At 49.6% G+C, this 23,966-nt stretch carries 28 protein-coding genes and 1 pseudogene; 9 read left to right on the forward strand and 20 right to left on the reverse strand.

Going from position 1 to position 23,966, the window contains the following annotated elements; translation table 11 throughout:
• Window positions 1–47 precede the first annotated feature (47 nt).
• From glmU to BLU57_RS05990, 14 genes are all read right to left on the reverse strand, one after another.
• The gene (gene glmU / locus BLU57_RS05925) at window positions 48–1,421 is read right to left on the reverse strand and encodes a bifunctional UDP-N-acetylglucosamine diphosphorylase/glucosamine-1-phosphate N-acetyltransferase GlmU (protein WP_090317750.1); all 1,374 of its coding nucleotides are present in this window, start codon (window positions 1,419–1,421) and stop codon (window positions 48–50) included.
• A 221-nt stretch (window positions 1,422–1,642) separates the two neighbouring features.
• Window positions 1,643–2,065, reverse strand: coding sequence for a F0F1 ATP synthase subunit epsilon (locus tag BLU57_RS05930; protein WP_090317753.1), 423 nt, complete (start codon window positions 2,063–2,065; stop codon window positions 1,643–1,645).
• Between the two features lie 17 nt (window positions 2,066–2,082).
• Window positions 2,083–3,462, reverse strand: a complete 1,380-nt coding sequence (gene atpD, locus BLU57_RS05935) for a F0F1 ATP synthase subunit beta (RefSeq protein WP_090317756.1) — start codon at window positions 3,460–3,462, stop codon at window positions 2,083–2,085.
• Window positions 3,463–3,495: 33 nt separating this feature from the next.
• Complete coding sequence (atpG, locus tag BLU57_RS05940; protein WP_090317758.1) at window positions 3,496–4,380, reverse strand: F0F1 ATP synthase subunit gamma; 885 nt, start codon at window positions 4,378–4,380, stop codon at window positions 3,496–3,498.
• Window positions 4,381–4,384: 4 nt separating this feature from the next.
• The gene (gene atpA, locus BLU57_RS05945; RefSeq protein WP_090317761.1) at window positions 4,385–5,926 is read right to left on the reverse strand and encodes a F0F1 ATP synthase subunit alpha; all 1,542 of its coding nucleotides are present in this window, start codon (window positions 5,924–5,926) and stop codon (window positions 4,385–4,387) included.
• A 12-nt stretch (window positions 5,927–5,938) separates the two neighbouring features.
• Window positions 5,939–6,475 (reverse strand): F0F1 ATP synthase subunit delta, encoded by a 537-nt coding sequence (locus BLU57_RS05950; RefSeq protein WP_090317763.1) that lies wholly within the window; start codon window positions 6,473–6,475, stop codon window positions 5,939–5,941.
• Window positions 6,475–6,948 (reverse strand): F0F1 ATP synthase subunit B, encoded by a 474-nt coding sequence (locus BLU57_RS05955; protein WP_090317766.1) that lies wholly within the window; start codon window positions 6,946–6,948, stop codon window positions 6,475–6,477. Before BLU57_RS05955 ends, BLU57_RS05950 begins: the two co-directional genes overlap by 1 nt.
• 40 nt (window positions 6,949–6,988) lie before the next feature.
• Complete coding sequence (atpE, locus tag BLU57_RS05960) at window positions 6,989–7,261, reverse strand: F0F1 ATP synthase subunit C (protein WP_046848906.1); 273 nt, start codon at window positions 7,259–7,261, stop codon at window positions 6,989–6,991.
• Window positions 7,262–7,319: 58 nt separating this feature from the next.
• Entirely contained in the window at window positions 7,320–8,129 is an 810-nt protein-coding gene (gene atpB, locus BLU57_RS05965) for a F0F1 ATP synthase subunit A (RefSeq protein ID WP_090317768.1), read from the reverse strand.
• A 30-nt stretch (window positions 8,130–8,159) separates the two neighbouring features.
• The gene (locus BLU57_RS05970; RefSeq protein WP_090317770.1) at window positions 8,160–8,534 is read right to left on the reverse strand and encodes an ATP synthase subunit I; all 375 of its coding nucleotides are present in this window, start codon (window positions 8,532–8,534) and stop codon (window positions 8,160–8,162) included.
• 117 nt (window positions 8,535–8,651) lie between these two features.
• A complete protein-coding gene (locus tag BLU57_RS05975; protein ID WP_090317776.1) occupies window positions 8,652–9,830 on the reverse strand; it encodes an acetyl-CoA C-acyltransferase family protein in 1,179 nt (392 codons plus the stop codon).
• A 66-nt stretch (window positions 9,831–9,896) separates the two neighbouring features.
• Entirely contained in the window at window positions 9,897–10,256 is a 360-nt protein-coding gene (locus BLU57_RS05980) for an Hpt domain-containing protein (RefSeq protein ID WP_090317778.1), read from the reverse strand.
• A gap of 199 nt (window positions 10,257–10,455) precedes the next feature.
• Window positions 10,456–10,977 (reverse strand): cytochrome P460 family protein, encoded by a 522-nt coding sequence (locus BLU57_RS05985; RefSeq protein ID WP_090317781.1) that lies wholly within the window; start codon window positions 10,975–10,977, stop codon window positions 10,456–10,458.
• Window positions 10,978–11,075: 98 nt separating this feature from the next.
• Window positions 11,076–11,441 (reverse strand): DUF6164 family protein, encoded by a 366-nt coding sequence (locus BLU57_RS05990; protein WP_090317784.1) that lies wholly within the window; start codon window positions 11,439–11,441, stop codon window positions 11,076–11,078.
• A 129-nt stretch (window positions 11,442–11,570) separates the two neighbouring features.
• Here BLU57_RS05990 and BLU57_RS05995 point away from each other — a divergent pair, with 129 nt between their 5' ends.
• Window positions 11,571–12,407: an SDR family oxidoreductase gene (locus tag BLU57_RS05995; protein WP_090317786.1), complete on the forward strand. Its 837-nt coding sequence runs from the start codon at window positions 11,571–11,573 to the stop codon at window positions 12,405–12,407.
• 23 nt (window positions 12,408–12,430) lie between these two features.
• Here BLU57_RS05995 and BLU57_RS06000 read toward each other — a convergent pair whose 3' ends face one another.
• A complete protein-coding gene (locus tag BLU57_RS06000; protein ID WP_090317789.1) occupies window positions 12,431–12,922 on the reverse strand; it encodes a hypothetical protein in 492 nt (163 codons plus the stop codon).
• A 60-nt stretch (window positions 12,923–12,982) separates the two neighbouring features.
• The gene (locus BLU57_RS06005) at window positions 12,983–13,171 is read right to left on the reverse strand and encodes a DUF3460 family protein (protein WP_090317792.1); all 189 of its coding nucleotides are present in this window, start codon (window positions 13,169–13,171) and stop codon (window positions 12,983–12,985) included.
• Between the two features lie 173 nt (window positions 13,172–13,344).
• Between BLU57_RS06005 and tsaD the strand changes: the two genes are divergently transcribed.
• Window positions 13,345–14,379 (forward strand): tRNA (adenosine(37)-N6)-threonylcarbamoyltransferase complex transferase subunit TsaD, encoded by a 1,035-nt coding sequence (tsaD, locus tag BLU57_RS06010; RefSeq protein WP_090317795.1) that lies wholly within the window; start codon window positions 13,345–13,347, stop codon window positions 14,377–14,379.
• Here the strand turns inward: tsaD and plsY are convergent.
• Window positions 14,376–14,990 (reverse strand): glycerol-3-phosphate 1-O-acyltransferase PlsY, encoded by a 615-nt coding sequence (gene plsY, locus BLU57_RS06015; protein ID WP_090317798.1) that lies wholly within the window; start codon window positions 14,988–14,990, stop codon window positions 14,376–14,378. The genes tsaD and plsY overlap by 4 nt on opposite strands.
• 106 nt (window positions 14,991–15,096) lie before the next feature.
• Between plsY and BLU57_RS06020 the strand changes: the two genes are divergently transcribed.
• The 7 genes and pseudogenes from BLU57_RS06020 to BLU57_RS06050 all read left to right on the forward strand — a co-directional run bounded on the left by BLU57_RS06020 (window position 15,097) and on the right by BLU57_RS06050 (window position 21,591).
• Complete coding sequence (locus BLU57_RS06020) at window positions 15,097–15,456, forward strand: dihydroneopterin aldolase (protein WP_090317800.1); 360 nt, start codon at window positions 15,097–15,099, stop codon at window positions 15,454–15,456.
• Between the two features lie 242 nt (window positions 15,457–15,698).
• A pseudogene (locus BLU57_RS16480) lies at window positions 15,699–17,135 on the forward strand (WD40 repeat domain-containing protein); the annotation flags it as partial.
• Between the two features lie 700 nt (window positions 17,136–17,835).
• Window positions 17,836–18,597, forward strand: coding sequence for a caspase family protein (locus tag BLU57_RS06030; protein WP_256206163.1), 762 nt, complete (start codon window positions 17,836–17,838; stop codon window positions 18,595–18,597).
• A gap of 11 nt (window positions 18,598–18,608) precedes the next feature.
• Window positions 18,609–19,724, forward strand: a complete 1,116-nt coding sequence (locus tag BLU57_RS06035) for a tetratricopeptide repeat protein (protein WP_090317805.1) — start codon at window positions 18,609–18,611, stop codon at window positions 19,722–19,724.
• A 244-nt stretch (window positions 19,725–19,968) separates the two neighbouring features.
• On the forward strand, window positions 19,969–20,265 hold the full coding sequence (locus BLU57_RS06040) for a hypothetical protein (RefSeq protein ID WP_256206162.1): 297 nt from the start codon (window positions 19,969–19,971) through the stop codon (window positions 20,263–20,265).
• A gap of 76 nt (window positions 20,266–20,341) precedes the next feature.
• A complete protein-coding gene (locus BLU57_RS06045) occupies window positions 20,342–21,115 on the forward strand; it encodes a complement resistance protein TraT (RefSeq protein WP_090317811.1) in 774 nt (257 codons plus the stop codon).
• Between the two features lie 131 nt (window positions 21,116–21,246).
• Window positions 21,247–21,591, forward strand: a complete 345-nt coding sequence (locus tag BLU57_RS06050) for a Spy/CpxP family protein refolding chaperone (protein ID WP_256206161.1) — start codon at window positions 21,247–21,249, stop codon at window positions 21,589–21,591.
• A gap of 27 nt (window positions 21,592–21,618) precedes the next feature.
• On the opposite strand, the gene queC is transcribed toward BLU57_RS06050, so the two are convergent.
• The 3 genes from queC to ybgF all read right to left on the reverse strand — a co-directional run bounded on the left by queC (window position 21,619) and on the right by ybgF (window position 23,966).
• Window positions 21,619–22,302: a 7-cyano-7-deazaguanine synthase QueC gene (gene queC, locus BLU57_RS06055; protein ID WP_090317813.1), complete on the reverse strand. Its 684-nt coding sequence runs from the start codon at window positions 22,300–22,302 to the stop codon at window positions 21,619–21,621.
• Window positions 22,299–22,955, reverse strand: a complete 657-nt coding sequence (gene queE / locus BLU57_RS06060) for a 7-carboxy-7-deazaguanine synthase QueE (protein ID WP_090317816.1) — start codon at window positions 22,953–22,955, stop codon at window positions 22,299–22,301. The genes queC and queE overlap by 4 nt, the downstream gene beginning before the upstream one ends.
• Window positions 22,956–23,048: 93 nt before the next feature.
• Complete coding sequence (gene ybgF / locus BLU57_RS06065) at window positions 23,049–23,966, reverse strand: tol-pal system protein YbgF (RefSeq protein ID WP_090317819.1); 918 nt, start codon at window positions 23,964–23,966, stop codon at window positions 23,049–23,051.

Genomic DNA, 23,966 nt, shown 5'->3' on the forward strand with positions numbered 1-23,966 from the left:
TTCTCCTCACAACTCTAGCTAAAAGGACGATACTGCATAGACTTTTACTATGCGTTTGATTTTTGCGGACGCTTCCATCCAGCAATACTGACTTGCTTTGATCTGGACAAGGTAAGCTGATTCTCCGGGGTTTCTTTCGTGATAGTCGATCCGGCACCAATAGTCGATCCTTTCGAAATCTTAACGGGCGCAATCAACTGTGTATCGGATCCGATGAACACATCATCTTCAATGACGGTTCGATATTTGTTTGCGCCATCATAATTACAAGTAATTGTTCCAGCGCCAATATTGACATTTTCTCCTACTGTAGAATCACCAATGTAACTTAAGTGATTCACTTTACTTCCTGCAGCAATTTGACTATTTTTGACTTCGACAAAATTTCCGATATGCACTTTCTGAGCCAGCTGCGTCCCTGGCCGGATGCGCGCATAGGGACCAATCTTACTATCTGCTCCGATTTCGGCATCTTCGAGCAGGCTGAAGGGATGAATAATACTCCCCGACGCAACCGCTACATTTCTTAATATGCAATGGGCGCCTACCCGGACGGAATCGCCCAACTTAACGGTTCCTTCAAAAATACAGTTAACATCAATTTCAACATCAGAGCCGCAACTCAGTTCACCGCGTATGTCTATCCGATTGGGATCTAGTAAGCTGACCCCTTCTTCCAACAGCATCTCAGCGCGGTTTTTTCGGTAAACACGCTCAAGTTCCGCTAGCTGATGCTTGTTATTAATACCCATGACTTCCCAGAAACTATCCGCTTGTGTCGATGCAACATGTATATCATCTTTTACCGCCATCGCAATGATGTCGGTCAAGTAATATTCGCGCTGTGTGTTTTTGTTCTCAAGCTTTGGCAGCCATTGATGCAAATGCTGATTGGGTATGAGCATTATTCCGGTATTAATCTCACGGATACTCTGTTGTTCTGCAGTGGCATCTTTTTGCTCAACGATTGCAACCACCTCTCCGCTTTCCCGGTCACGCAAAATCCTGCCGTAGCCCAAAGGATCGTCGATTGTTGCGGTTAACAGCGCACAGTTTTTTTCTTCAGCCGCTGTGATTAATTGTTGCAAGGTTTGGATCCGCACCAATGGCACATCACCATACAAAACCAGCGTGATTCCATCGGTATCCAATTGCGGTAAAACCTGCATGAGCGCGTGCCCGGTGCCTAATTGCTGCGTTTGCAAAACCCAGGTCAAATCATCGCCGGTGATTGATTGTTTTACTTGGTCGCTACCATAGCCCACAACAACACAGATTTTGTCAGGCGAGAGCATGCGCGCTGTGTTAATGACATGCATTAACAATGAACATCCCGCTAAAGTATGCAGCACCTTGGGAAGAGTTGATTGCATACGCTTTCCGGCACCGGCTGCCAGTATCACTACATTAAGCTTGGACACGATAATCTGCTTTTGAAATGAAGTTTTCGATGAATCTTATCTAAATGCGCAATGATTGAACAACAAATGCAGTCAAATTTCCTTGACCATTTGACGTAATCCAGCGCATTATTTTTTACCGTTTACAACTCAGTCATTGTAACCAGATCGATGCTAGAGAAACAGATACAAAAAAGGCGACTTATGTCGCCTTTTTCATCATTAGAACTTATGAATCACAATCAATGACCGCGTTTTCTCAGCTTATCAATCGCCGCTAATTGCGCCATGGCTTCTATCAACTCGGCCTGCGCTTTAGCGTAATCCAGTTCGGATTCTCGATTTTTCATTGCTTCCTCAGCAGCTCGCTTCGCTTCGATCGCTTTAACTTCATCAAGATCGTGACTCCGCACTGCGGTATCCGCTAATATCGTCACCACATCAGGTTGAACTTCCAGCATTCCACCCGATACATAGATTAGCTCTTCTTCTTTAAGTTGTGCCTTGATTCGCACCATTCCGGATTTGATTCTTGTCAACATCGGTGTATGGCGCGGATAAATACCTACCTCACCCATTTGGGCCGGTGCCACCAAAAATTCGACCGGTCCGGAATAAATAGATTCTTCAGCACTAACGATATCAAGATGAAATATGGTACCCATGGCTATTTCCTCTTGGTTTATTGAAGTGTTTTCGCTTTCTCAACAGCTTCTTCGATACTGCCTACCATATAGAATGCTTGTTCTGGCAAATCATCATATTCACCTTCAACAATTCCCTTAAAGCCTTTAATCGTATCTTTAAGAGAAACATATTTTCCTGGTGAACCGGTAAATACCTCAGCTACGTTAAACGGCTGCGATAAGAACCGTTGAATCTTACGTGCCCGGCTAACTGCAAGCTTATCTTCGGGGGATAGCTCATCCATTCCCAGAATCGCGATAATGTCTCGTAACTCTTTATAGCGTTGCAATGTTTGCTGAACAGCACGAGCTGTATTGTAGTGATCCTCACCAACAACTTGCGGATCTAACTGACGCGATGTGGAATCCAGTGGATCCACAGCCGGATAAATTCCCAATGATGCGATATCACGCGACAATACAACGGTTGCATCCAAGTGTCCAAATGTTGTTGCCGGAGATGGATCGGTCAAATCATCCGCTGGTACATAAACCGCCTGAATAGACGTAATTGAACCTGTTTTAGTCGATGTAATACGCTCTTGCAATCGTCCCATTTCCTCTGCCAGGGTCGGTTGATACCCCACTGCGGATGGCATACGTCCTAGCAAAGCTGAAACTTCGGTTCCTGCCAATGTATAACGGTAGATATTATCAACGAAGAACAGCACATCCTTACCCTCGTCACGGAATGACTCTGCCATTGTCAGTCCGGTTAGCGCAACGCGAAGACGGTTTCCGGGCGGCTCATTCATTTGTCCATAAACCAATGCCACTTTATCCAGAACCTTCGATTCTTTCATCTCATGATAAAAGTCATTTCCTTCGCGCGTACGCTCTCCCACACCAGCAAATACGGAATATCCACTATGCTCGATCGCAATATTGCGAATTAATTCCATCATGTTAACTGTTTTACCGACACCTGCACCGCCGAATAATCCCACCTTACCGCCTTTTGCAAATGGGCAGATCAGGTCAATCACTTTAATACCGGTTTCCAGTAATTCCGTTGATGCCGACAGTTCATCAAACGCAGGTGCTTCACGATGAATCGACATTTGTTGATCAGCACCAATATCGCCCATTTCATCTATGGGGCGGCCCAAAACATCCATAATTCTTCCCAGAGTTTTGGTTCCGACAGGCACGGTAATCTGTTTACCGGTATTTTGCACGATCATGCCACGGCGCAATCCGTCAGAAGATCCCAATGCAATAGTGCGCACTACGCCATCACCAAGCTGCTGCTGAACTTCCAGCGTAAGCTCGGAACCTTCCATAATTAATGCATCATATACTTTTGGCAGAGAATCGCGCGAAAACTCCACATCAATCACTGCACCAATACACTGAACAATTTTTCCTTGACTCATCGTTGTTCCCTAGACTCTATATTCAAAAATGTTTTAAACAGCTGCAGCACCACCGACGATTTCGGATAGCTCTTTCGTAATTGCCGCTTGTCGAGACTTGTTATAAATTAATGTCAATTCATCAATGACACTGCCCGCGTTGTCTGATGCAGCTTTCATCGCCACCATCCTGGCAGATTGCTCCGAAGCCATGTTTTCTGCTACTGCCTGATATATCAAAGCTTCTACATAGCGCACCATAATATCGTCAATGACAGGCTTTGCTTCCGGCTCGTAAATATAATCCCAAGTCGCTTTAGATTTAACGCTATCTTGTTCGCTACTTTGCATACGATCATCAGTCAACGGAAGCAATTGTTCCATAACAGGTTCTTGCTTCATGGTATTGATAAAGCGATTATAGAAAATATACACGCGATCAAATTTGTCTTGCGTATAGCCATCAAGAACCACTTTTACTGCACCGATGAGTCTTGATATATCAGGAGTATCACCCAGGCTTACTACTTGCGAAGTAACACTTGCGCCAACTCTGCTCATGAAACCTAAGCCTTTATTACCGATACAGCAGACTTCGATTTGTTCTCCTTCTGCTTGCCAGGCCTTCATCTGATTCAGAGCTTTACGTAGGACGTTGGTATTCAACCCTCCGCAAAGACCTTTATCCGAAGTCACGATAACGATACCAATTCGTTTTACGGTATCGCGTGCAATCAAAAAAGGATGCCGATATTCGGTATTTGCTCGACTCATATGAGCAGCTACATTACGTATCTTCTCACCATAAGGGCGGGCTTTCTTCATACGATCCTGAGCTTTACGCATTTTCGATGCCGCAACCATCTCCATGGCGCGCGTAATCTTCTGTGTATTTTTTACACTCTTTATCTTATTGCGGATTTCTCTGCTGCCGGCCATTTGCTTAATAGGTTCCGTTTTGCTTGAATTCTTGAATCGCAGCTGTCAATTCTTTTTCTGTTTCAGCATTGAGTTCTTTACTCTTCTCAACTTTGTCAAGAATTGCAGCATGCTGACCGCGTATATAGTTTTTTAGCGCAGATTCAAATGCAAGTGCTCTATTTACTTCCACATCATCAAAGTAACCATTATTGATTGCGAATAATGTAAGCGCCATCTCCGATACGCTGAGTGTTGCATACTGAGGCTGCTTCATCAATTCTGTAGCCATCTTGCCGCGCTCAAGCTGTTTACGAGTCGCTTCATCCAAGTCCGATGCAAATTGCGCGAAAGCTGCCAATTCACGATATTGCGCCAATGCTAGCCGTATACCGCCGCCTAATTTTTTGATGACCTTCGTTTGAGCTGCACCGCCCACACGAGAAACCGATACCCCTGCATTAATAGCAGGACGTATACCGGCATTGAACAAATCTGTTTCAAGAAATATCTGTCCGTCGGTAATTGAAATTACGTTCGTTGGCACAAAAGCTGTCACGTCACCAGCTTGTGTCTCGATAATCGGCAGCGCTGTCAAAGAACCTGTTTTACCTTTTACCGCACCATTTGTTGCTTTTTCAACATAGGCTGCGCTCACCCTCGCTGCTCTTTCCAGCAAACGCGAATGGAGATAAAACACATCACCCGGATAAGCTTCGCGACCTGGTGGCCGACGCAGCAGCAAAGATATTTGACGATAAGCCCAAGCTTGTTTAGTTAAATCATCGTATACGATTAATGCGTCCTGACCTTTATCACGGAAATATTCCCCCATCGTACATCCAGAATAAGGTGCGATAAATTGCATTGCTGCTGACTCTGACGCAGTTGCAGCCACAACAATGGTATATTCCATGGCGCCATGTTCTTCCAGCTTGCGCACCACGTTAGCAATCGATGATGCTTTCTGTCCGATTGCCACATAAATACACAGCATGTTCTGGCCTTTTTGATTGAGAATCGCATCAATCGCTACCGCAGTTTTACCTGTCTGACGATCACCGATAATCAACTCACGCTGCCCACGCCCAACTGGAACCATCGAATCAACAGACTTCAGTCCGGTTTGCACGGGCTGATCTACCGATTGCCGCCAGATTACACCCGGTGCAATTTTTTCAATTGGCTCAGATTTCACCGCTGTAATCGGGCCCTTACCATCAATCGGTTGCCCCAGTGCATTCACCACGCGACCCAGCAAGCCTTCACCTACGGGTACCTCTAAAATACGGCCGGTGCATTTGACTGTATCACCTTCGCATATGTGCTCATACGAACCCATAATAACTGCGCCCACGGAATCACGCTCCAGATTCAACGCCAAACCGAAAGTATTGCCAGGAAATTCCAACATCTCACCTTGCATCACGTCGGATAAACCGTGTATACGAACAATACCGTCTGTTACAGAAACAATCGTTCCTTGCGTACGAACCTCTGCCGTATCAACAAGTCCTTCTATCCTTTTTTTAATCAGCTCACTGATTTCGGATGGGTTTAACTGCATTTCATTTAACTCCTAGCTTTTAAGGGCAATGGCCATAGCTTCAAGCTTACCCCGTACCGAGGCATCTAGAATCTCATCACCAATCTCAACTTTAATACCACCAATTAACTCTGGATCAACACTTACTTGAGCCTCTATTTTGCGCTTGAATTTTTGTTCCAGATCTTCAACTAATTTTCTTAGTTGCTTGCTTTCCAACGCAAAAGCGCTGGCAATTTTTGCTTCCAGAACACCCTCATGTTGCGCTTTCAACCGCTCAAATAACTGACTAATCTGCGGTAATATTGATATCCGTTTATTCTCTGCCAGCAGCATCACTAGATTACGAGCTTCGGAATTAAATTTACTCTTCCCGATCTCTAGAAATATTTCGCCAAGTTGTTTTGCTGAAATTATTGGACTACCGATCAGTGATCTCATATCATTATCTTCAGCAATCATTCCCGCTAGCTGCAATATTTTTGACCACTGCGACAAACTCTCGTTAGCAACAGCATGCTTATACACTGCTTCTGCATAGGGTCGCGCAACTGTAATCGCTTCAGCCATTATTTCAAATCTTCCTCAATTGCAATCAATATATCCGCATGCGCTTTAGCATCAACTTCCCGGCGTAATATTTTCTCTGCACCAGCAATTGCCAACTGAGCCGCATGCTGACGCAACGCCTCTTTTGCGCTGAATACTTCATGCGAAATATCCGCTTTGGCACCCGTTATAATGCGATCGCCTTCTTCTTTTGCGGTTCGCTTAGCTTCCTCGACGATTTCGGTAGCTCGTTTTTCAGCTTGCAGAATAATTTCTGAAGCACGTTGTTTCGCTTCTCTCAACACATCAGATGAGCGTTGACTGGCCAACTCCAGTTCATGACGGCCACGCTCTCCGGCAGCCAAACCATCGGCTATCGTTTTTTGACGCTCTTCTATTGCACGCAGCAGTGGCGGCCACACAAACTTGACCGTGAACCAAATAAATACCGAGAAGGCTATCGCCTGAGAAATTAAAGTAAAGTTAATATTCATGACAAGCCTGTAATTTCCGATCTAAACAACAACAGCATTGTTATTGAATCACTGCCAACAATGGGTTTCCAAATGCAAACAGCATAGCCAGACCAACAGCAATAATGAAAGACGCGTCAGTTAAACCAAGCAGAAGAAACACTTTACCTTGCAGAGTCGGTATCATTTCCGGTTGACGTGCCGCACCCTCAAGAAAACGGCTACACATAACACCCACACCAATACATGCACCTGCTGCACCAAGTCCGATCATCAAACCAATACCTATTCCGGTATACGCCTGAATCATTGCCAAAAACTGCAAATTCTCCATTTTAATTTCCTTTTTTAAGATTAATAATATGTTACTAGATGAGCTTATAAAATTTAATTTAGTGAGACTCGTGCGCCATTGATATATAAACCACTGTCAGCATCATAAAAATAAATGCTTGCAAGGTAACGATCAATATATGAAATATTGCCCAACCAGCCCCTAAAATCGAACCGAAAATTGTACCCGACACACCCGTAGCTGCCCACATACCTAACAGCAGAAAAATTATCTCGCCCGCATAAATATTCCCAAAAAGCCGTAGCGAATGAGACAAAGGCTTGGATACATACTCGATAAAATTAAACAACAAATTCAATATCCAGAGCAACGGATTTTTACCAAATGGCGTACAGAACAGCTCATGCATCCACCCGCCGAATCCCTTGACCTTGAGATTAAAGAAAATCATTAAAAACCATATTGAAAGAGCCATCGCAAAAGTCGTATTGACATCCGTTGTAGGCACGATCTTCCAATTATGCAATCCGAATACATTTTCCGTAACCCACGCCATAATATCGATTGGCAGTATATCCATAGCATTCATCATCAGAACCCATATGAATACAGTCAATGCCAAAGGCGCAACCAGCACATGCCGATTACCATGAAATGTATTTTTTACTTCGTTATCAATAAACTCAACCGCAAGCTCAACGAATGCTTGGCTTTTAGAAGGCACACCGGGCGTAGCTTTACGCACAATTAACCAAATAAAACCGAAACTGATAACACCGAGGATTATGGATGTGATCAAAGTATCAACATGCAACACCCAAAAAGAACCTTCACTGACTTGCGTTGTTAAATAGGTTAGATGATGATCAATATATGATGTTGGAGTAAGTTCTGTTCCCGATGCCATGCGTGCCTACTTTACTTTTAAAAATTTATCTTACTTTGTAGCGTCTGATACCAACAATGCCATGCTATAAGCTAAAACTGCCAGGATAAATGTTCCGATAAACGCGGACGCATTTAAATTTTCATAAAATTTAAACACTACCCATAACAAGCTTACAGTCAATATTATTTTTACCGATTCTGCTCTTAGTGCCGTTCTAACCGTTTGTCCAGCGGTATAACCTTTGTGATGAGAAACGATGATTGCATACGCTGCCGAGGAAATCACACTTACGCTCCCTCCCAACGCCGCTGAAATCGCACTTTGCATGCCAAGAAAAACACCTACGGCAACTGCTACCACCAGCGTTATCAGTAACTGCACGCGCAAAACAATCTTGAGCGGCCTATTCTTAATCCAAGACATGTTCACCACCTGCCCTTGGAAAGACAGCTTTACCCGTACTTAAAAAAGCCGTGACTATAGCTTAATTACCCACCCCAGTCAATGCGAAATTCCGGTTAACCAACATTCTCGAATCTTTCAAAGTCTTTCAAAAACAGCAGCAATCCCTTGTCCGCCGCCGATGCACATTGTAACTAGCGCATATCGCCCGCCACAACGTTGCAGCTCGTAAATCGCTTTGATCACCAAAACACTTCCCGTTGCGCCGATGGGATGACCCAACGCCACGGCACCACCATTTGAATTGGTTTTCTCGGAATCAAACTGCAATTCCTTTGCTACTGCGCAAGCTTGCACAGCAAACGCCTCATTGGATTCAATGACATCAATATCCGATATCTTCAGCCCGGCACGCCGCAACGCATTCTGAACTGCGGGAACTGGACCAATGCCCATAAATTTAGGATCAACACCGGCATGACCATACGAAACCAGACGCGCCATCGGAGTGAGGTTACGCTTCTGCGCCACCTTACTCTCCATCAACACCAATGCCGCTGCGCAATCATTAATGCCGGAAGCGTTACCAGCCGTCACTGTGCCGTTTTTCTGAAAAACCGGACGTAATTTAGCCAAGCTTTCAATGCTGGTATTCTCACGCGGATGCTCATCGGTATCGAAAATAACGGTTTTTTTATGTTCAATCACTTCCACAGGCAATATCTGCTCTTTGAAATAACCATTTTTTATCGCCCGAAGCGCACGCCGATGACTTTCCACGGCAAATCCATCCTGCGCTTCCCGGCTAATCTGCCACTTGGCAGCAATATTTTCCGCTGTAATTCCCATATGCACAGTATCGAAGGGATCGGTTAACGCACCCACCATCATGTCCACAGTACCGCCATCGTTCATGCGTTGCCCCCAACGCAGTGCTGGCAATAAATAACCGCCACGGCTCATGGATTCGGCTCCGCCCGCAATGGCCACATCGGTATCATTAAGCAATATATTCTGACTGGCTGAAATAATGGCCTGCAGGCCGCTTCCGCACAGCCGGTTTACCGTCAGCGCCGCAGTATGGTGCGGCAAACCGCCGTTGATGCCAGCCACGCGCGCCAAATACATATCGCGCGTTTCGCCATGTATGACGTTGCCAAAAACCAGGTGCCCGGCTTCATTAGGATCAATCCTGGCGCGCGACACTGCTTCACGCACCACTTTAGCCGCCAGGTCAACAGGCGCAACCTGTTTGAGCGCGCCACCGTAATCGCCTATCGCCGTACGCACGCCGCTTAAAATGACAACTTCACGCATGGATTTTCCCCTGCGGATAGTGACGGGAAGCCGATGCGCAACAAACCCCGCAAATTGCATTGCAAATCAACATTCCTCCAATAACTCTTTTAACGCGGTTATCACCCGCTGGGATTCATTTTGCATTTCCACCAGCAACTCAGTAGCTTCACTGAGCTGATTCTTATCACCATATTCTTCCAATTGGCGGCAAATATCAGCAAGTAATTCGGCGCCGATATTTGATGCGCTGGACTTGAAAGTATGTGCCGCTCTGACCAATGCATCGCTATCCGCAGCTTGAATAGCATGCTCAATCCGTATCTGAAATGCAGGCGCAGACGACAAATAAATGGTAATCAGTTTTTTTATAAACCCGGCTCCACCCTCGGGATCCATTTGCCGCCAAGCATTGAGTTTATCTAAATTGAGAACTGGATCGCTCATCGATTCTTTGGGCTGTCTAAATGAAACCGCTTATTGAATTACGCAGTACTTCCGGCATGATTTACCGTAGTAGCGAGAAGATTAAGCTTATCAATGCACTGTAATCAACCATGAAGTCAGAAGTCTTCATGCACAGTCAGGCAATCACTGAGCAGACTATCTGTTAAAACAGAATCACCCGCTCAGTTGATCCGGTTGCTTATTTCTTCACGAAATCAACCAGCTTCTGATAGGTAAACAAATAATCCTGCGCTTGCAACGGTGTATGGCATTGCGCACAGTTCAAGTCGTTGCTTTTGGCAGTGCCATCAGGATTGTAAACAGCGAACCCCCAATCTCCGGTGCGATTTTCCTTTGGAAAGGAGGCATCCCAATTATTCCTGTTTTCCATCACCGCAACCGCAGCCAGCGAATCGATCTCGAAGAGTCCGTCGCTACCAGCAACAGGCTTACCATCCGCGCCTTTTTTAGGGGTATAGATTTCCATTACCACAACACCGCCGGGAGCGCTTTTATTTCCTTGCTTATAGCCGGAAATCGCAGCCTCGTTGGCATACAACTTGGCCACCTGAGTTTGATTCGCACGATTCATGGTGCCGTATTGCGTGAAAGTTTTGCTATAGCCTTCAGGAAACTTAACGTGCTCAGGATCTCCGCCAGCGTAGGCATACACCGAGGTTATCGCAAATACAGCAGCCATTGCTTTCAACGTATATTTCATGTTCTCTCTCCTTTTTAGAATATTCCTGGATAAAACAAGGTTTGGATCGCTATCATACCGTATTGCGCGAAGAAAATTGCTGGCATGAAAAATGTCTTCTATTGAGCAAGATCCAGAACCAATTGGATAGACAAATAAATAACCAGCCACGCAACCGCCAAATGGATCGTAAAGCTAACCGGCTTCTCTTTAACCGCATCAAAGAAGGTTTTATTTTTCCCCTCTTGCTTGAGGCGAGCATATTCCGCCCGCATTCTGATTGTCCGCTCCTTTTGATAAGCATCCAGCAGCTCGCGTGCCTGTTCAAACTGGCCATCGTCCTTGAGCCATATCGCCGGCATCGATACCCCCCAATTTCCCGCTGAAGTTTCATAAAAGTCAATCGCATGGCTGGCCAATAATTCACGCACATCGTGTGCTTCATCATCGGGAACATCGTTTAACCTGAATATAATTTTTGCCATGAATAGTCTTCGATTATGTTATTTTCTGTTGTGAAACAGCTTATCATCCGCAATTGATGCTATCGCTGCACTGAATCCGGTGTCAAGCTTCAGAAAATAGAAATACCCATTACAAGTTGATCTGAATAAATGAAAAAAACCATATTAATCACAGGATGTTCCAGCGGAATCGGCTATTGCGCCGCCAAGGGATTGCAGGAACGCGGTTACCGCGTATTTGCCACAGCCAGAAAACGCTCTAGCGTAGAAAAACTGCTGGCCGAAGGACTGGAGAGCTTCCGTTTGGATTTAAACGATTCCAATTCGATTCATTTTGCTTTTGAAGAAGTCATGCGCCGCACCGGCGGTGAATTGTATGCGCTATTCAACAATGGCGCCTACGGCTTGCCGGGTGCGGTCGAAGACTTGAACCGCGACGCCCTGCGCGCGCAATTCGAAACCAATGTATTCGGCTGGCAGGAATTAACCAATCTTGTGATACCGGTCATGCGCCGCCAAGGATATGGACGAATCATTCAGAATAGTTCGGTGCTCGGCTTCGTCGCTCTGCCTTTCCGCGGTGCTTACAATGCTTCCAAATATGCCATCGAAGGTCTGAGCGACACGCTACGACTGGAACTCAAGGGCAGCAATGTATATGTCAGTCTGATTGAACCGGGGCCGATCGCCAGCCAGTTTCGCACGAACGCCGTCCAGGCACTGCAAAAATACATCGACATCGAAAACAGCTTTCACCGGGAGAAGTACCAAGGTGTGCTAGGCCGTCTGAACAAACCGGGACCGGCCGTTCCCTTCACGCTGCCGCCCGAGGCAGTACTCAAGCGCGTGATTCACGCACTGGAAGCGGAAAAACCCCAAGCGCGTTACTATGTGACCGTTCCCACGTACCTGTTCGGCATCCTCAAACGCATTCTCAGCGCGCGCGCGCTGGATTTCTTATTGGCAAAATCCGGGAATAACAACTAGCAGGCGAAATCAAGCCTGAGGAATCAAGGTTTGGCCGTGGCAGCCGCACACGATTCCAAGATTTTCCAGGCAATATTGGCGAAGAATGGATCACCGCGCAAAGATGCGGTAACTTTCGCATCATCCGCTTGCTGCAGCAGCAAAGCGAAAGCATAAACCGGCTTATCATTGTCATCGCGTTGCGCGGCGGACTGAATTTCCAGCGCCGGATTGCCATAAATTAAAATCGCATCGGGATTTGAAGGCGCGTAAGTCGCAATGGCGTTACGCAGATACCGGGTATCGTAGGCATGAATCTCCGATGCATGCATATCCGGATATTGGCGGTTTTTGAATTGCAGCGGCCGCAAGAACGACCGCCCGTCGGATTGTAATTTTGCCACCACGCACGCCGCGAGCGTGGCATGTTCTCCGGCGAATTGCTCCTCGTTGCGTTGTGCTTTATCGGCCGCCCCGTTAAGATTCGCGCATGCCGCCAGGACAAATGCGGTTAAAAGGGCAATCCATCGCTGCATAGCAACACCTCCGGAGATCAGCTCGCTATCGATTGATAGCAGCTGAATGGTTACAAAATCTTACCCGCCAAAATAAACATAGGGTTTCATCGGTTCTGCGGCTTCCTTAAAACGCTTACGCTCTTCCAAGTTCTGTTTTTTATCCCACCATACGCTCCGCGCCGCCAAGCGTTTTTCTTCCACTTGCGGATTCTTTTCCAGAAATTCACGCATAAATTTGGTGTGTTCAGATTCGTAGTTATAATCCATGACTTACCTCGTGCCCTAAAAATTACAAAAAACGAACTTTAGCACAGACCTGATTTTCGATACAGCCCCGGCATCTATCTTCCAGTCCGCACGCAAACAAACCGCCGCAGTGCATCGTGATAAAATAACGGCCTACGGTCAATCCCACATTAAACCAACCCTCACTTTTCCTGATGCTTGTTCTCGGTATTGAAACTTCCTGCGATGAAACCGGAATCGCGCTCTTTGACACAGAGCGCGGCCTACTGAGTCATACGCTCTACTCGCAAATCGCGATGCACAGCGAATACGGCGGCGTGGTCCCGGAACTGGCGTCGCGAGACCATATCCGGCGCGTGCTCCCGTTGATCCGGCAAGCATTGCATTCAGCTCGATGCGAACTGCGCGATATCAACGCCATCGCCTACACACAAGGCCCCGGTTTGGCCGGTGCGCTATTGGTCGGCGCCAGCATTGGCGCAGCGATGAGTTTTGCGTTGAACATTCCGGCGCTCGGCATCCATCATTTGGAAGGCCACCTGCTGTCGCCGTTGCTATCCACCCCAGCGCCACGCTTCCCATTCATCGCGTTGCTGGTCTCGGGTGGGCATACGCAGTTGATGCAAGTCGACGCTGTCGGTCATTACAAATTGTTGGGTGAAACCGTCGACGACGCCGCCGGTGAAGCATTCGATAAAACCGCCAAGTTATTGGGATTAGGCTATCCCGGCGGCGCAGCGTTATCGCAACTCGCCCGGCAAGGACGGCCCGGGAAATTCAAACTGCCGCGCCCCATGCTTAACAGCGGCGATCTGAATTTCAGTTTCAGCGGACTGAAAACCGCGGTGCTGACAGTGATCAACAAACAGGAAATCACCGATCAAATCCGCGCCGATATCGCACTGGCGTTTCAGGAAGCCGTAGTGGATGTGCTGACGGAAAAATCGCTAGCCGCATTGGCGCAAACCGGGCTGAAGCAACTGGTAGTAGCCGGAGGTGTCGGTGCAAACGAACAACTGCGCCGCAATCTCAGCGGCAAAGCCGCAGCCAAAAGCGCCACGGTGTTTTATCCGGAACTGGAATTTTGTACTGACAATGGCGCGATGATCGCGTTTGCCGGTGCCCTGCGGCTGCAAGCAATGCCGGAAGCCGCCCGGCAACCGGCACACAGCTTTACCGTTAATGCACGCTGGAACTTGGAGATGCTGGAAACGCCGGAAGCCGATTAAACCCCGGGTTCCTTTTTCTCGCCAATCCGCCCTTCCTTGCCCGCCAGCAGATTAACGATGTTCGATTGATGGCGCCAGATCAGCAGCAATGACATCGCCGAAACCGCCAAGGTGCTGACTTCAAAACCAAGCAGAGCGATGCCATACAGCGGCGCCAATACTGCAGCAATCAACGCCGACAACGAAGAAATACGCCAAGTGAACGCAACCGCCAACCAGGTCGCCATCGCCAGCAATCCCAGCCACACATTCAAACCGAGCAACACGCCGACCGCCGTCGCCACGCCTTTGCCGCCTTGGAAGCGTAAAAATACCGGGAACACATGCCCGAGAAACACCGCCAGCGCCGCCACGGCGGCCGCCTCTTCGCCCAAACCCCACTGCGGCGCGTAAGTTTGCGCTAGAAACACCGCCAGCCAACCTTTCCCGGCGTCGCCGAGCAAGGTCAGCACCGCCGCAGCTTTCTTGCCGCTGCGCAACACATTGGTCGCACCGGGATTTCTCGAACCGTAAGTGCGCGGATCGGGCAGTTTAAAAATCCAACTGGAAATCAGCGCAAACGACACGGAGCCCAGCAAATAAGCCAGCACGGCAAACAACAATAACGTCATCGGATTAGCATCACCTGGAAAAAATAGACTAGAATCCGGTATCGCCCGCTCTCAAAAGCTTCCGGCCATACCCGAACAATCCGCACATTTTAGCGCTTAATCATCAATGGATATTATTTTTCTGCACGACTTCAAAGCCAAAACGCTGATCGGCGTGTACCCGTGGGAGCGCATCGTGCCGCAAACCATCCAGCTCGACCTGGAAATCGCCCTGCCCAGCAGCCGCGCGTGCCAAACCGACGACATCCATGACGCGCTCGATTACGCGCTGATCGTCGACCGCATCAACAACATTCTCACCAACAAACACTTTTCGCTGCTCGAAGCGCTGGCCGAACACATCGCGCAGACCATCCTGAGCGAATTTCACGCGCCGTGGGTCAAGGTCAGCGTCGCCAAGCTCGGCATCATCCGTGGCGTCAAAAAACTCGGCGTGCGCATTGAGCGCGGCCAACGCAGAGGCTGACCGTTACACTCGCATTCGCCGCTATTGGCAAACCAGCGCTATCCGGTTTAAGATTCAGTCACTTAATTCTGCATATGGACCGACCGATGAAAAACCGGTTATCTCTTGTGTGGTTGCTGCTGGCAGGACTCGTCTGCGCATGCAGCACCGTGCCGCCTGCTCTCGAACCGGCGCAATCTCCCGACACCTTCCAGGCGGTGCCTGACGGCCAGCCGATCCTGCAAATCGACAGCGGCGGGCACATGGCAGTAATACGGGATATCTTTTTCACCCACGACGACAACACGCTGATCTCAGCGTCGGACGACAAAACCGTGCGCGTGTGGGATATCGCCAGCGGTAAAACGCTCCGTATCTTGCGCGGTCAGATCGGGCCGGGGCACGAGGGCAAAATCTTTGCCGCAGCGCTGTCGCCGGATAATCGCTGGCTGGCTATCGGTGGTTATTCTACTGACGATAGTATCCGGTTCATCGATCTTCTCAGCGGCCAAGTCGTGCGTTTGTTGAAAGGCCATCGGGGTATCATTAGTGCACTGGCTTTTTCAGCGGATAGCCGCCGGTTGGTGTCCGGCAGTTTTGACAAAACCGCAAGGATTTGGGACGTCACCACCGGTGCAAGCCTTCAAACCCTGAGTGGGCATCGTGACGCCATTTACGCCGTGGCTTTCTCGCCCAACGGCCGTTTGGTGGTGACTGGTAGTGACGATAACAGCCTGAAATTGTGGGATAGCGCGACGGGTAAACCGTTACCCGATTTGCACGGACACACTGACAAAGTACGCTCGGTTGCGTTTACGCCGGAGGGCCGCTATCTGTTGTCCGGCAGTGACGATCGAACCATCCGCTTGTGGGACGGCCAAACCGGCACGGCGATCAAAGTGCTGGCACGGCAGGATGCCACGGTCGATCATCTTTCCATAACTCCGAATGGTTCCAAGGTGTTGACCGGTGCCGGTGATGGCCAGAAAATCAACAAAGTCTTCGCTATCCCGTCCGGCGAGCGATTAGCCTCGTTTTCCGGTCATCAAAACATCGTGCTGGCCACTGCGATTTCCCCGGACGGTACAATCGCTGCAACCGGTGGCGGCAATAATCAAGAAATTTATCTGTGGGATATCCGCACCGGCACGATCCAGCAACGCCTGATTGGACGAGGCGAACGGATCTGGAGCGCCGGTTTTTCCGAGGACAGCAAAGCGATTGCGTGGGGTAAAACATGGACTCAAAGCAGTTTGCTGAATCGTGGAGTATTGGAATACTCCTTCCAGCTTCAGGACACCGCCGGTAATTTCAGTCTGACGCTCGGCAAACCTATCGATTCTACCGCGCAATCCGGTTCGCCCGCATCGGCCCGCTTCCTGCGTGCAATCGATACGGCGGGTGCGATTTCGGTGGGTACCGCATCCGGCCACATCGACCCCACGTTACAGATCAAAAGAGACGGTCAAGTCCTCCACACGATTACTCGCGATAGCACAACCGGTTACGATCACCGCAGCATCACATTGACGCCGGATGGCCGCACGGTAATCAGTGGCGGCATGAATGGCGTAATGGCCAGTTATGATTCTGCAACGGGGGAAAAATTTCATGATTTTACCGGCCATACCGGCGATGTCTGGGCGGTGGCGCCGTCGCCCGACGGCCGTTTGCTGGTTTCCGGTTCCACCGATCAAACGGTGAGATTGTGGGAAATCGCATCGGGTAAGTTGCTGTTGACCATTTTCCACGGCAACGACGGTGAATGGGTAGCATGGACCGAGAACGGATTTTATACCGCGTCGGCGAAGGGCGACGCCTACGTCGGCTACCATATCAACCGCGGTGTCGGCCAAACGGCGGATTATGTCGGCCTCGACCAGATCGGCCAGCATTTTTACCGCCCCGATTTGGTGGCGAAAACCGTGCAAGGCGGCCATGAACGGGAAATCGCCGCCGAACTGGCGCGTATCGGTTCGATCGACCAGCTCATCGCCAACGGCTTACCGCCGGAAGTGCGTTTGTTGAGCGCCAGCGGCGAAACCAGCCAGCAGCGCAACTTCACCTTGGAAGTCGCGCTCAAGCCGTTGAGCGGCGGTATCGGCACCATTCGTTATTTCGTCAACGGCGCGGAAATCGCCTCGGCTACCGCGCGCGGCGAAGCGCCGCTGGGCATGCGCCGCAGCGGCGTGATTAAGGACGATGAGCATTACACCACCAAACCGCTGACGTTGCCGGACGGCAACAACACCGTCACGGTGATCGCATGCAATAAAAACAACACCATTTGCTCGCGCGAAATCAAGCTGACGCGCAGCGTGCACGACCCGCGCAACCGGCAACCGGCAACCAAGTTTGCACATACTGGCGGTCGGCATTTCGAATTACCGCGACCGCGACTTGCATCTCAAATTTGCCGGAAACGACGCCAAAGCGCTGAGCACACGCTTGCAACAGCAAGCGCAGGGCTTATACCGCACCGTGCACACGCCGGTGGTACTGCTCGACCAAGACGCCACGGCCGATAAAATCGAACAAGCGTTCGACGGCATCGCCAAACGCATCGAGCCGAACGACGTGTTCGTGCTGTTCATGGCGGGACACGGCATGGCGTGGCAAGGCGACTACCATTTTATCCCGTGGGAAGCGCTGTACGAGAACACCGAAACGCTGGTCAAAGCCAGTCTATCGCAGGAAAAACTGGCGGCGCTGCTAAAACGCATCCCGACGTCGAAGAGCTTGATCATTCTCGATTCCTGCTCCGCCGGACAACTCGCTGCCGACTTTGCCGAAGGCAAGCAGTTTGCCATGCTGACACGCGGTAATATCGGCGACAAATCGGCGATCGACCGCTTGATGCGCGCCACCGGTCGTTATGTGCTGGCCGCCACCACCGAAAAGGATTTCGCGCTGGAAGGGCACGATCAGCACGGCGTGTTTACCTGGGCATTGCTCGAAGGCTTGAAAGGTCATGCCAGCCGCGCAGGCTCGAACGACGGCAGCATTTCGCTCGACGAACTGGCCGACTACGTGCGCGCGGAAGTGCCGAGAATCACGCAGCAGAAATGGGGCTTCGAGCAGATCCCGATGCGCCTGATCCAGGGCGACTCGTTCCCGATCGCGTGCAAAGCCGGTTTCGACAAGCCGGGTTGTAAGCCATAAGCGCCCCGGCCATGACGTTTGAACGATTGCAGCAATCGCTGGAGCAATTCAACAAGCTCTTACCGGCGCTCGGGGTCATTTTTACCATTGTGATAGCGTTGGCGGCATGGGTGCTGCACGACATTCAACCGCTGCACCTGCTCAAACGCATCGTCGCCGAACAGCAAGGCTTCGATTACGCCGAGCAGCAGCGGCGATTCCAGCAGCAAGTGGTGGCCAATCATGTGGCGATCGGGCAGGCGTTTTTAGACGACCAGCTTTACGATCAAGCCGGTGACGAATTCGGCAAAGCATTGGCGATCGACAAATTGCACGTCGGCGCGCAAATCGGCCGCTTCATCGTCGAAGCCGCGCGTCAAATTAAGCAGGATTTCCGGCCGCAAGCGGTTGAACGGCAGCTCGATTTTCTGCAGCGGCAGCAGCCGGATAATCCGTACGTGCACATACTGTTCGGCGACCTTGCGGTGCAGCGGGAAGATTTTGCCGCAGCCAAGCAACATTACGAGGCGGCAATGCAATCCGGCCGCCAACCGGCAGCGGCGTATTTCGGCATGGGTTATTGGCATGAAATCCAGTCAAATTTGACGCAAGCATTGGTGCACTATCAGAAAGCAGTCGAACGCTCGCCGTGGAATCAGCGCTATTTGAATAATCTGGCCGGAACTCTCCGCAAGCTCGGCCAATACCCAGAATCGATCGAATTGTATGAAAAAATCCTGACACTGGATCGCGACTACCTGCTGGCGCATGTAGGGATCGCGCAAAGTTATGCGCATTCGCGCAAGCTCGAGATGGCAAAGCGCTACCTGGAGCAATTCATGACTTTAGCCGGTCAACAGACGATCATCGATCAACCGAAGAATCAAGCCACCTGGAATTTTCATAACACGCTGCTGGAAACGCCGGACGAGAAGCGGCAATACGCACTGTATCAGTTGGGATTGATGCAATTCCTGCTGGATCGTCAAGAAGATGCGAAACGCACGATGCAAGCAGCGCGAGCGATCAAAACCAGCATCGGCACTGACATTCAAGACGCTGTCGCTGAAGATATCGCGCTGCTCATTAAAGCAAATGCGGAATATGCGGTGCAAACCGGTCTATTCAAGCAGTTGTATCTACAGTAGATCATTTACAATCGATGCAAGAACCGCTGGTATCGTTCAGAGTCTTAGTGCACGTATGACCAGTGCTTTTTCGTCATGCGATTGCGTCGTCAGTTCCTTGCCATTACGGACTCAGCAGGCAAAAAACTTGCGGCGGCCGATTCTATAATTTGATAATATCGTTCACTTATCCGGGATTTGGAGGTATTCAATGCGCTCAATACACGTTACCCCTATAGTTTTTGCAGTTCTAATAATATTCTTCATGAATAGCACGATTGTTGGACAGGATTTAAACGAAATTCAAAGACAATTCAATGCGGAAACCGCGGGTAAGCCTTTTAGCGTTCCCGATGACGCCACACTGACGAAGGCGCTCAGGGAGGCCACGCAAAGAGGCACGCCCACTAAAACACAAAGCTATTCGCCCGGCTGCTTTGGTTTAGGCTGTGTGTTAGGGCAAAACATCGGTTATGGCAGTTATTTCGGCGGCTATTCACGCCCCTACTACGGCGGTTTGTATGGCGTTAACAGTTATGTGCCGTATTATTCCGGCTGGTAATTCTGCGGACAACCAGTGAACAAATTAGATCATGCAGGTCATTTAATTTTTTATTAATCATCAAAAGGAAGATGCAATGGGTTACTCCATTAACAAAAATACCTGGGTAGTGACAGGAATCGCGCTGTGTTCTCTGATTCTAAGCGGGTGCGCCGCGGTTCATACTTCCATTGCCAAGAAGGACCTGGATGTGCAAACCAAAATGAGTGATTCCATTTTTTTGGATCCCGTCGAGCCGGATAAAAAAGTCATCTACATGAATATTCGCAACACCTCTGACAAAACCAATTTCGATATTACCGCAACAGTCGCCAGAGCATTGGAAGGCCGCGGTTACCGTATCACCACCAATCCGAAAGAAGCGCATTACTGGCTGCAAGCTAACGTGCTGAGCGTCGACAAGGCCAGTCCGACCGCCGCAGAGTCTGCGCTGAGGGCCGGATACGGCGGCATGGGCAGTGCCGCCTTAGGTGCTGCCGTGGGAACAGCTACTGGCGCGGCGATGGGTGGCTGGACAGGCGCCGGTATTGGCGGACTAGCGGGTGCAGCCGCATTTGGTGTCGTTAGTACCATCGCGGATGCCTCTGTCAAAGATGTCACGTACATGGCGATTACCGACGTGGAGATCGCGGAACGCGCCGAAGAAGGTGTCATTGTCCGTGAAGACCGGCAGCAAGACGCAAAACAAGGCGTCGGTGGCGCGCGAAGACAATCGTCGACAAAAGTCAGTGAGATGAACAAATTCCGTACTCGCGTCGTGAGCACAGCCAATAAAGTAAATTTGCAATACGAAGAAGCCGCGGTTGAACTGACCAACGGGTTGGCACGTTCTATTTCGGGGTTGTTCTAAAATAGGGCGCTGCCGGATTTCGCATGTGCTCCAGTTGCAAGTAACTGCGGCTGGAGCACACGTTTCACCGCTTCATTCACAAAGCACTCATTAACCAAAGTGCAATCTTCTTTCCAAACTTAGGAGCGATCATGCCAGGAAAAACAATCCCCTTAATGCTGATCTTGGTTCTGTTTTTTACGATTTCCGCCGCGCAAGCACAAAAGAATAATCCCGCCGCCGATAGCCGTGATGTCATCAAACGAATGACAAAAGAGCTCGGTCTCAATGAAACACAACGAACCAAGGTTGAAACCATCCTTAATACGGAGAAAAAGAAAGTCGAAGCTGTTTTCAACGAGGAAAGGAAAAAATTGCAGTCAATTCAGGACGAAACCAGATCCAATCTGAAAGCTGTCTTGACGCCAGAGCAAATGGAAAAACTGGAAAATAAAATGCGCCAGGAAAGCGGCAAAAATGCTCCTCAGAAAAAATAAACCGGATGTACTGTTAGGTTTTACTGATCAAACTGATCGCAGCCGATAACACGTCGAATCGGATACACCCGCCGCTGCAAACCCTGCCTTACGAATCCGGCAGGAATCGCAAATACCGCAAGCTCGCCCCATTTCATCCGCTTGATAACAGGAAACCGTCAGGCCGTAATCAACACCTAATGCAAGCCCGGCTTGAATGATTTCTTTTTTCGATAAATGCATGAGGGGTACATGAATGTTTAGTTTTTTGCCCTCAACACCCGCTTTGGTCGCCAGATTCGCCATCTGCTCGAAGGCCTGGATATATTCCGGGCGGCAATCTGGGTAGCCGGAATAATCCACCGCGTTCACGCCCACAAAAATATCCTGGCTTTGTAGCGTTTCCGCCCAAGCCAGCGCCAATGACAGCATGATCGTGTTCCTTGCGGGCACATAGGTAACCGGAATTTCTGTTTTTTCCCCGCTCGTTGGGATTTCCATCGTTCGATCGGTTAGCGCTGATCCGCCAAATGCGGTCAAATCCAGTCTAATAATTTGATGCGCATGCGAATGTAAAGACTGCGCGACTTTTCGCGCAGCTTCCAGTTCCGACCGGTGGCGCTGCCCGTAATCGACACTCAGCGCATAGCACTGAAAACCTTGATCGCGCGCGATCGCCAGCACAGTGGCGGAATCCAATCCGCCGGACAACAGTACCACGGCTTTTTTCATCGACCCGGCCCCTCGCCCCACAGCAGTTTGTGCAGTTGAACCTGCATTCTGACCGGCAACTCATCACGCAATATCCAAGACGCCAATTGGGCGGGATTGAGGCTCTCATACACCGGGGAAAAAAGGATCGGGCATATCGGCTGTAATTGGCTGCTGCGAATGATCTCACAAGCCCATTGGTAATCGGCCTCGTCGCACAGCACAAACTTGATTTCGTCCTGCGGTGTCAGGTATTCCAAATTACGCCAGTTGTTTTTGGAGACCTCGCCCGAACCAGGAGTTTTGATATCCATGATCTTCGATACCCGCGCATCGACTTGGGATAAATCCAGCGCGCCGCTGGTCTCCAGCGACACCGAATAGTGCGCGTCGCATAACGCCGTCAGCAAAACCAGGCATGCCTTCTGCGCCAATGGTTCGCCGCCGGTGACGGTCACATAGCGTGTTTTATGCCGGGCTACCTGACGCAGTATCTCCGCGATCGATAAGTTCTCACCGCCGCTAAAAGCATACGCGGTGTCGCAGTAGCCGCAGCGTAACGGGCATCCCGTCAGGCGTACGAACACGGTCGGCAAGCCAATTCTGCTGGTTTCGCCTTGTAAGGAAAAGAAAATCTCACTGATACGCAAGACTGTTGTCTCTAACGCTTGCATGATGATGGATCGCTTGGAGAAAAAGACTGATTATATTGCTTTGCGGGTAATGCGGGAAACTGCGATTGAACAGCTATGGATAAAACTGGGCGTTTATTTGATGCTAGCCAGACGTTGTTTGGCTTTTTTGGCGGCATCGCTCTGCGGGTATTTCGCCAGCAAATTTTCCAGGGTCTGCTTGCTTGCCTTGCTATCACCCATTTCCAGCTGACTGGAGGCGATATTCAGCAATGCATCCGGCACTTTGTTGCTCGCAGGGTACTTGCTGATCAATTTTCTTTGCGCATCGATCGCCAATTGATAGTCGCGCAACGCATAACGCGCATTGCCAATCCAATAAGCGGCACCTGGTGCTAAATTGGATTGCGGGTAATTCTCCAGAAAGCTCTCAAATTGGGCGATTGCATTAGCGTATTCACCGCTTTTGAATAAATCAGATGCTGCTTTATACGCACCACTTTCTGTAGTCCCCGGCGGCGTTAGCTCATTCGCGGCTACTGCACCGGAATCCTGAGTCACGGAAGCATCCGCGACTTCGGATGACGGCGATTCCGGTATTACCGTATCGGCATCTACCGGTGGCGCCGCGGCGGCAGCTTGTTCGCTAGGCGAAGGCGCAGCCACGCTGCTGGTTGCGCCTTTGTTGAATTCCAAGTGAGAAGAAGGGGATCGCTTCTGGGGAGATTGCTGTTCGATCTGGCGTAACCGATTATCCAAATCAATATAGAAATCCCGTTGCCGTTTTTGTAACAGCGCATTATCGTTACCCAGCATTTCTATTTGCCCGTTGAGCTTTCCCAATTCCTGTTCCAGCGTTTCAACTTTTGAATAAAGCTCGAGTAAAGCCTGACTATTCAGCGCCTCTTCCATCTTGGCAATACGCGCTTCCATTTCTTTCACTTGTTTACGTAATGCGTTAATCTGCTCGCGTGCCTCATCATCGCCAAACAATGCGGCATAACTGACATTACAGCTCAGCAATACCAGCAGAAGGAAAGCGCGTATCAGCAT

The organism is Nitrosomonas oligotropha, from assembly GCF_900106555.1.
Classification (GTDB): Bacteria; Pseudomonadota; Gammaproteobacteria; order Burkholderiales; family Nitrosomonadaceae; genus Nitrosomonas; species Nitrosomonas oligotropha_A.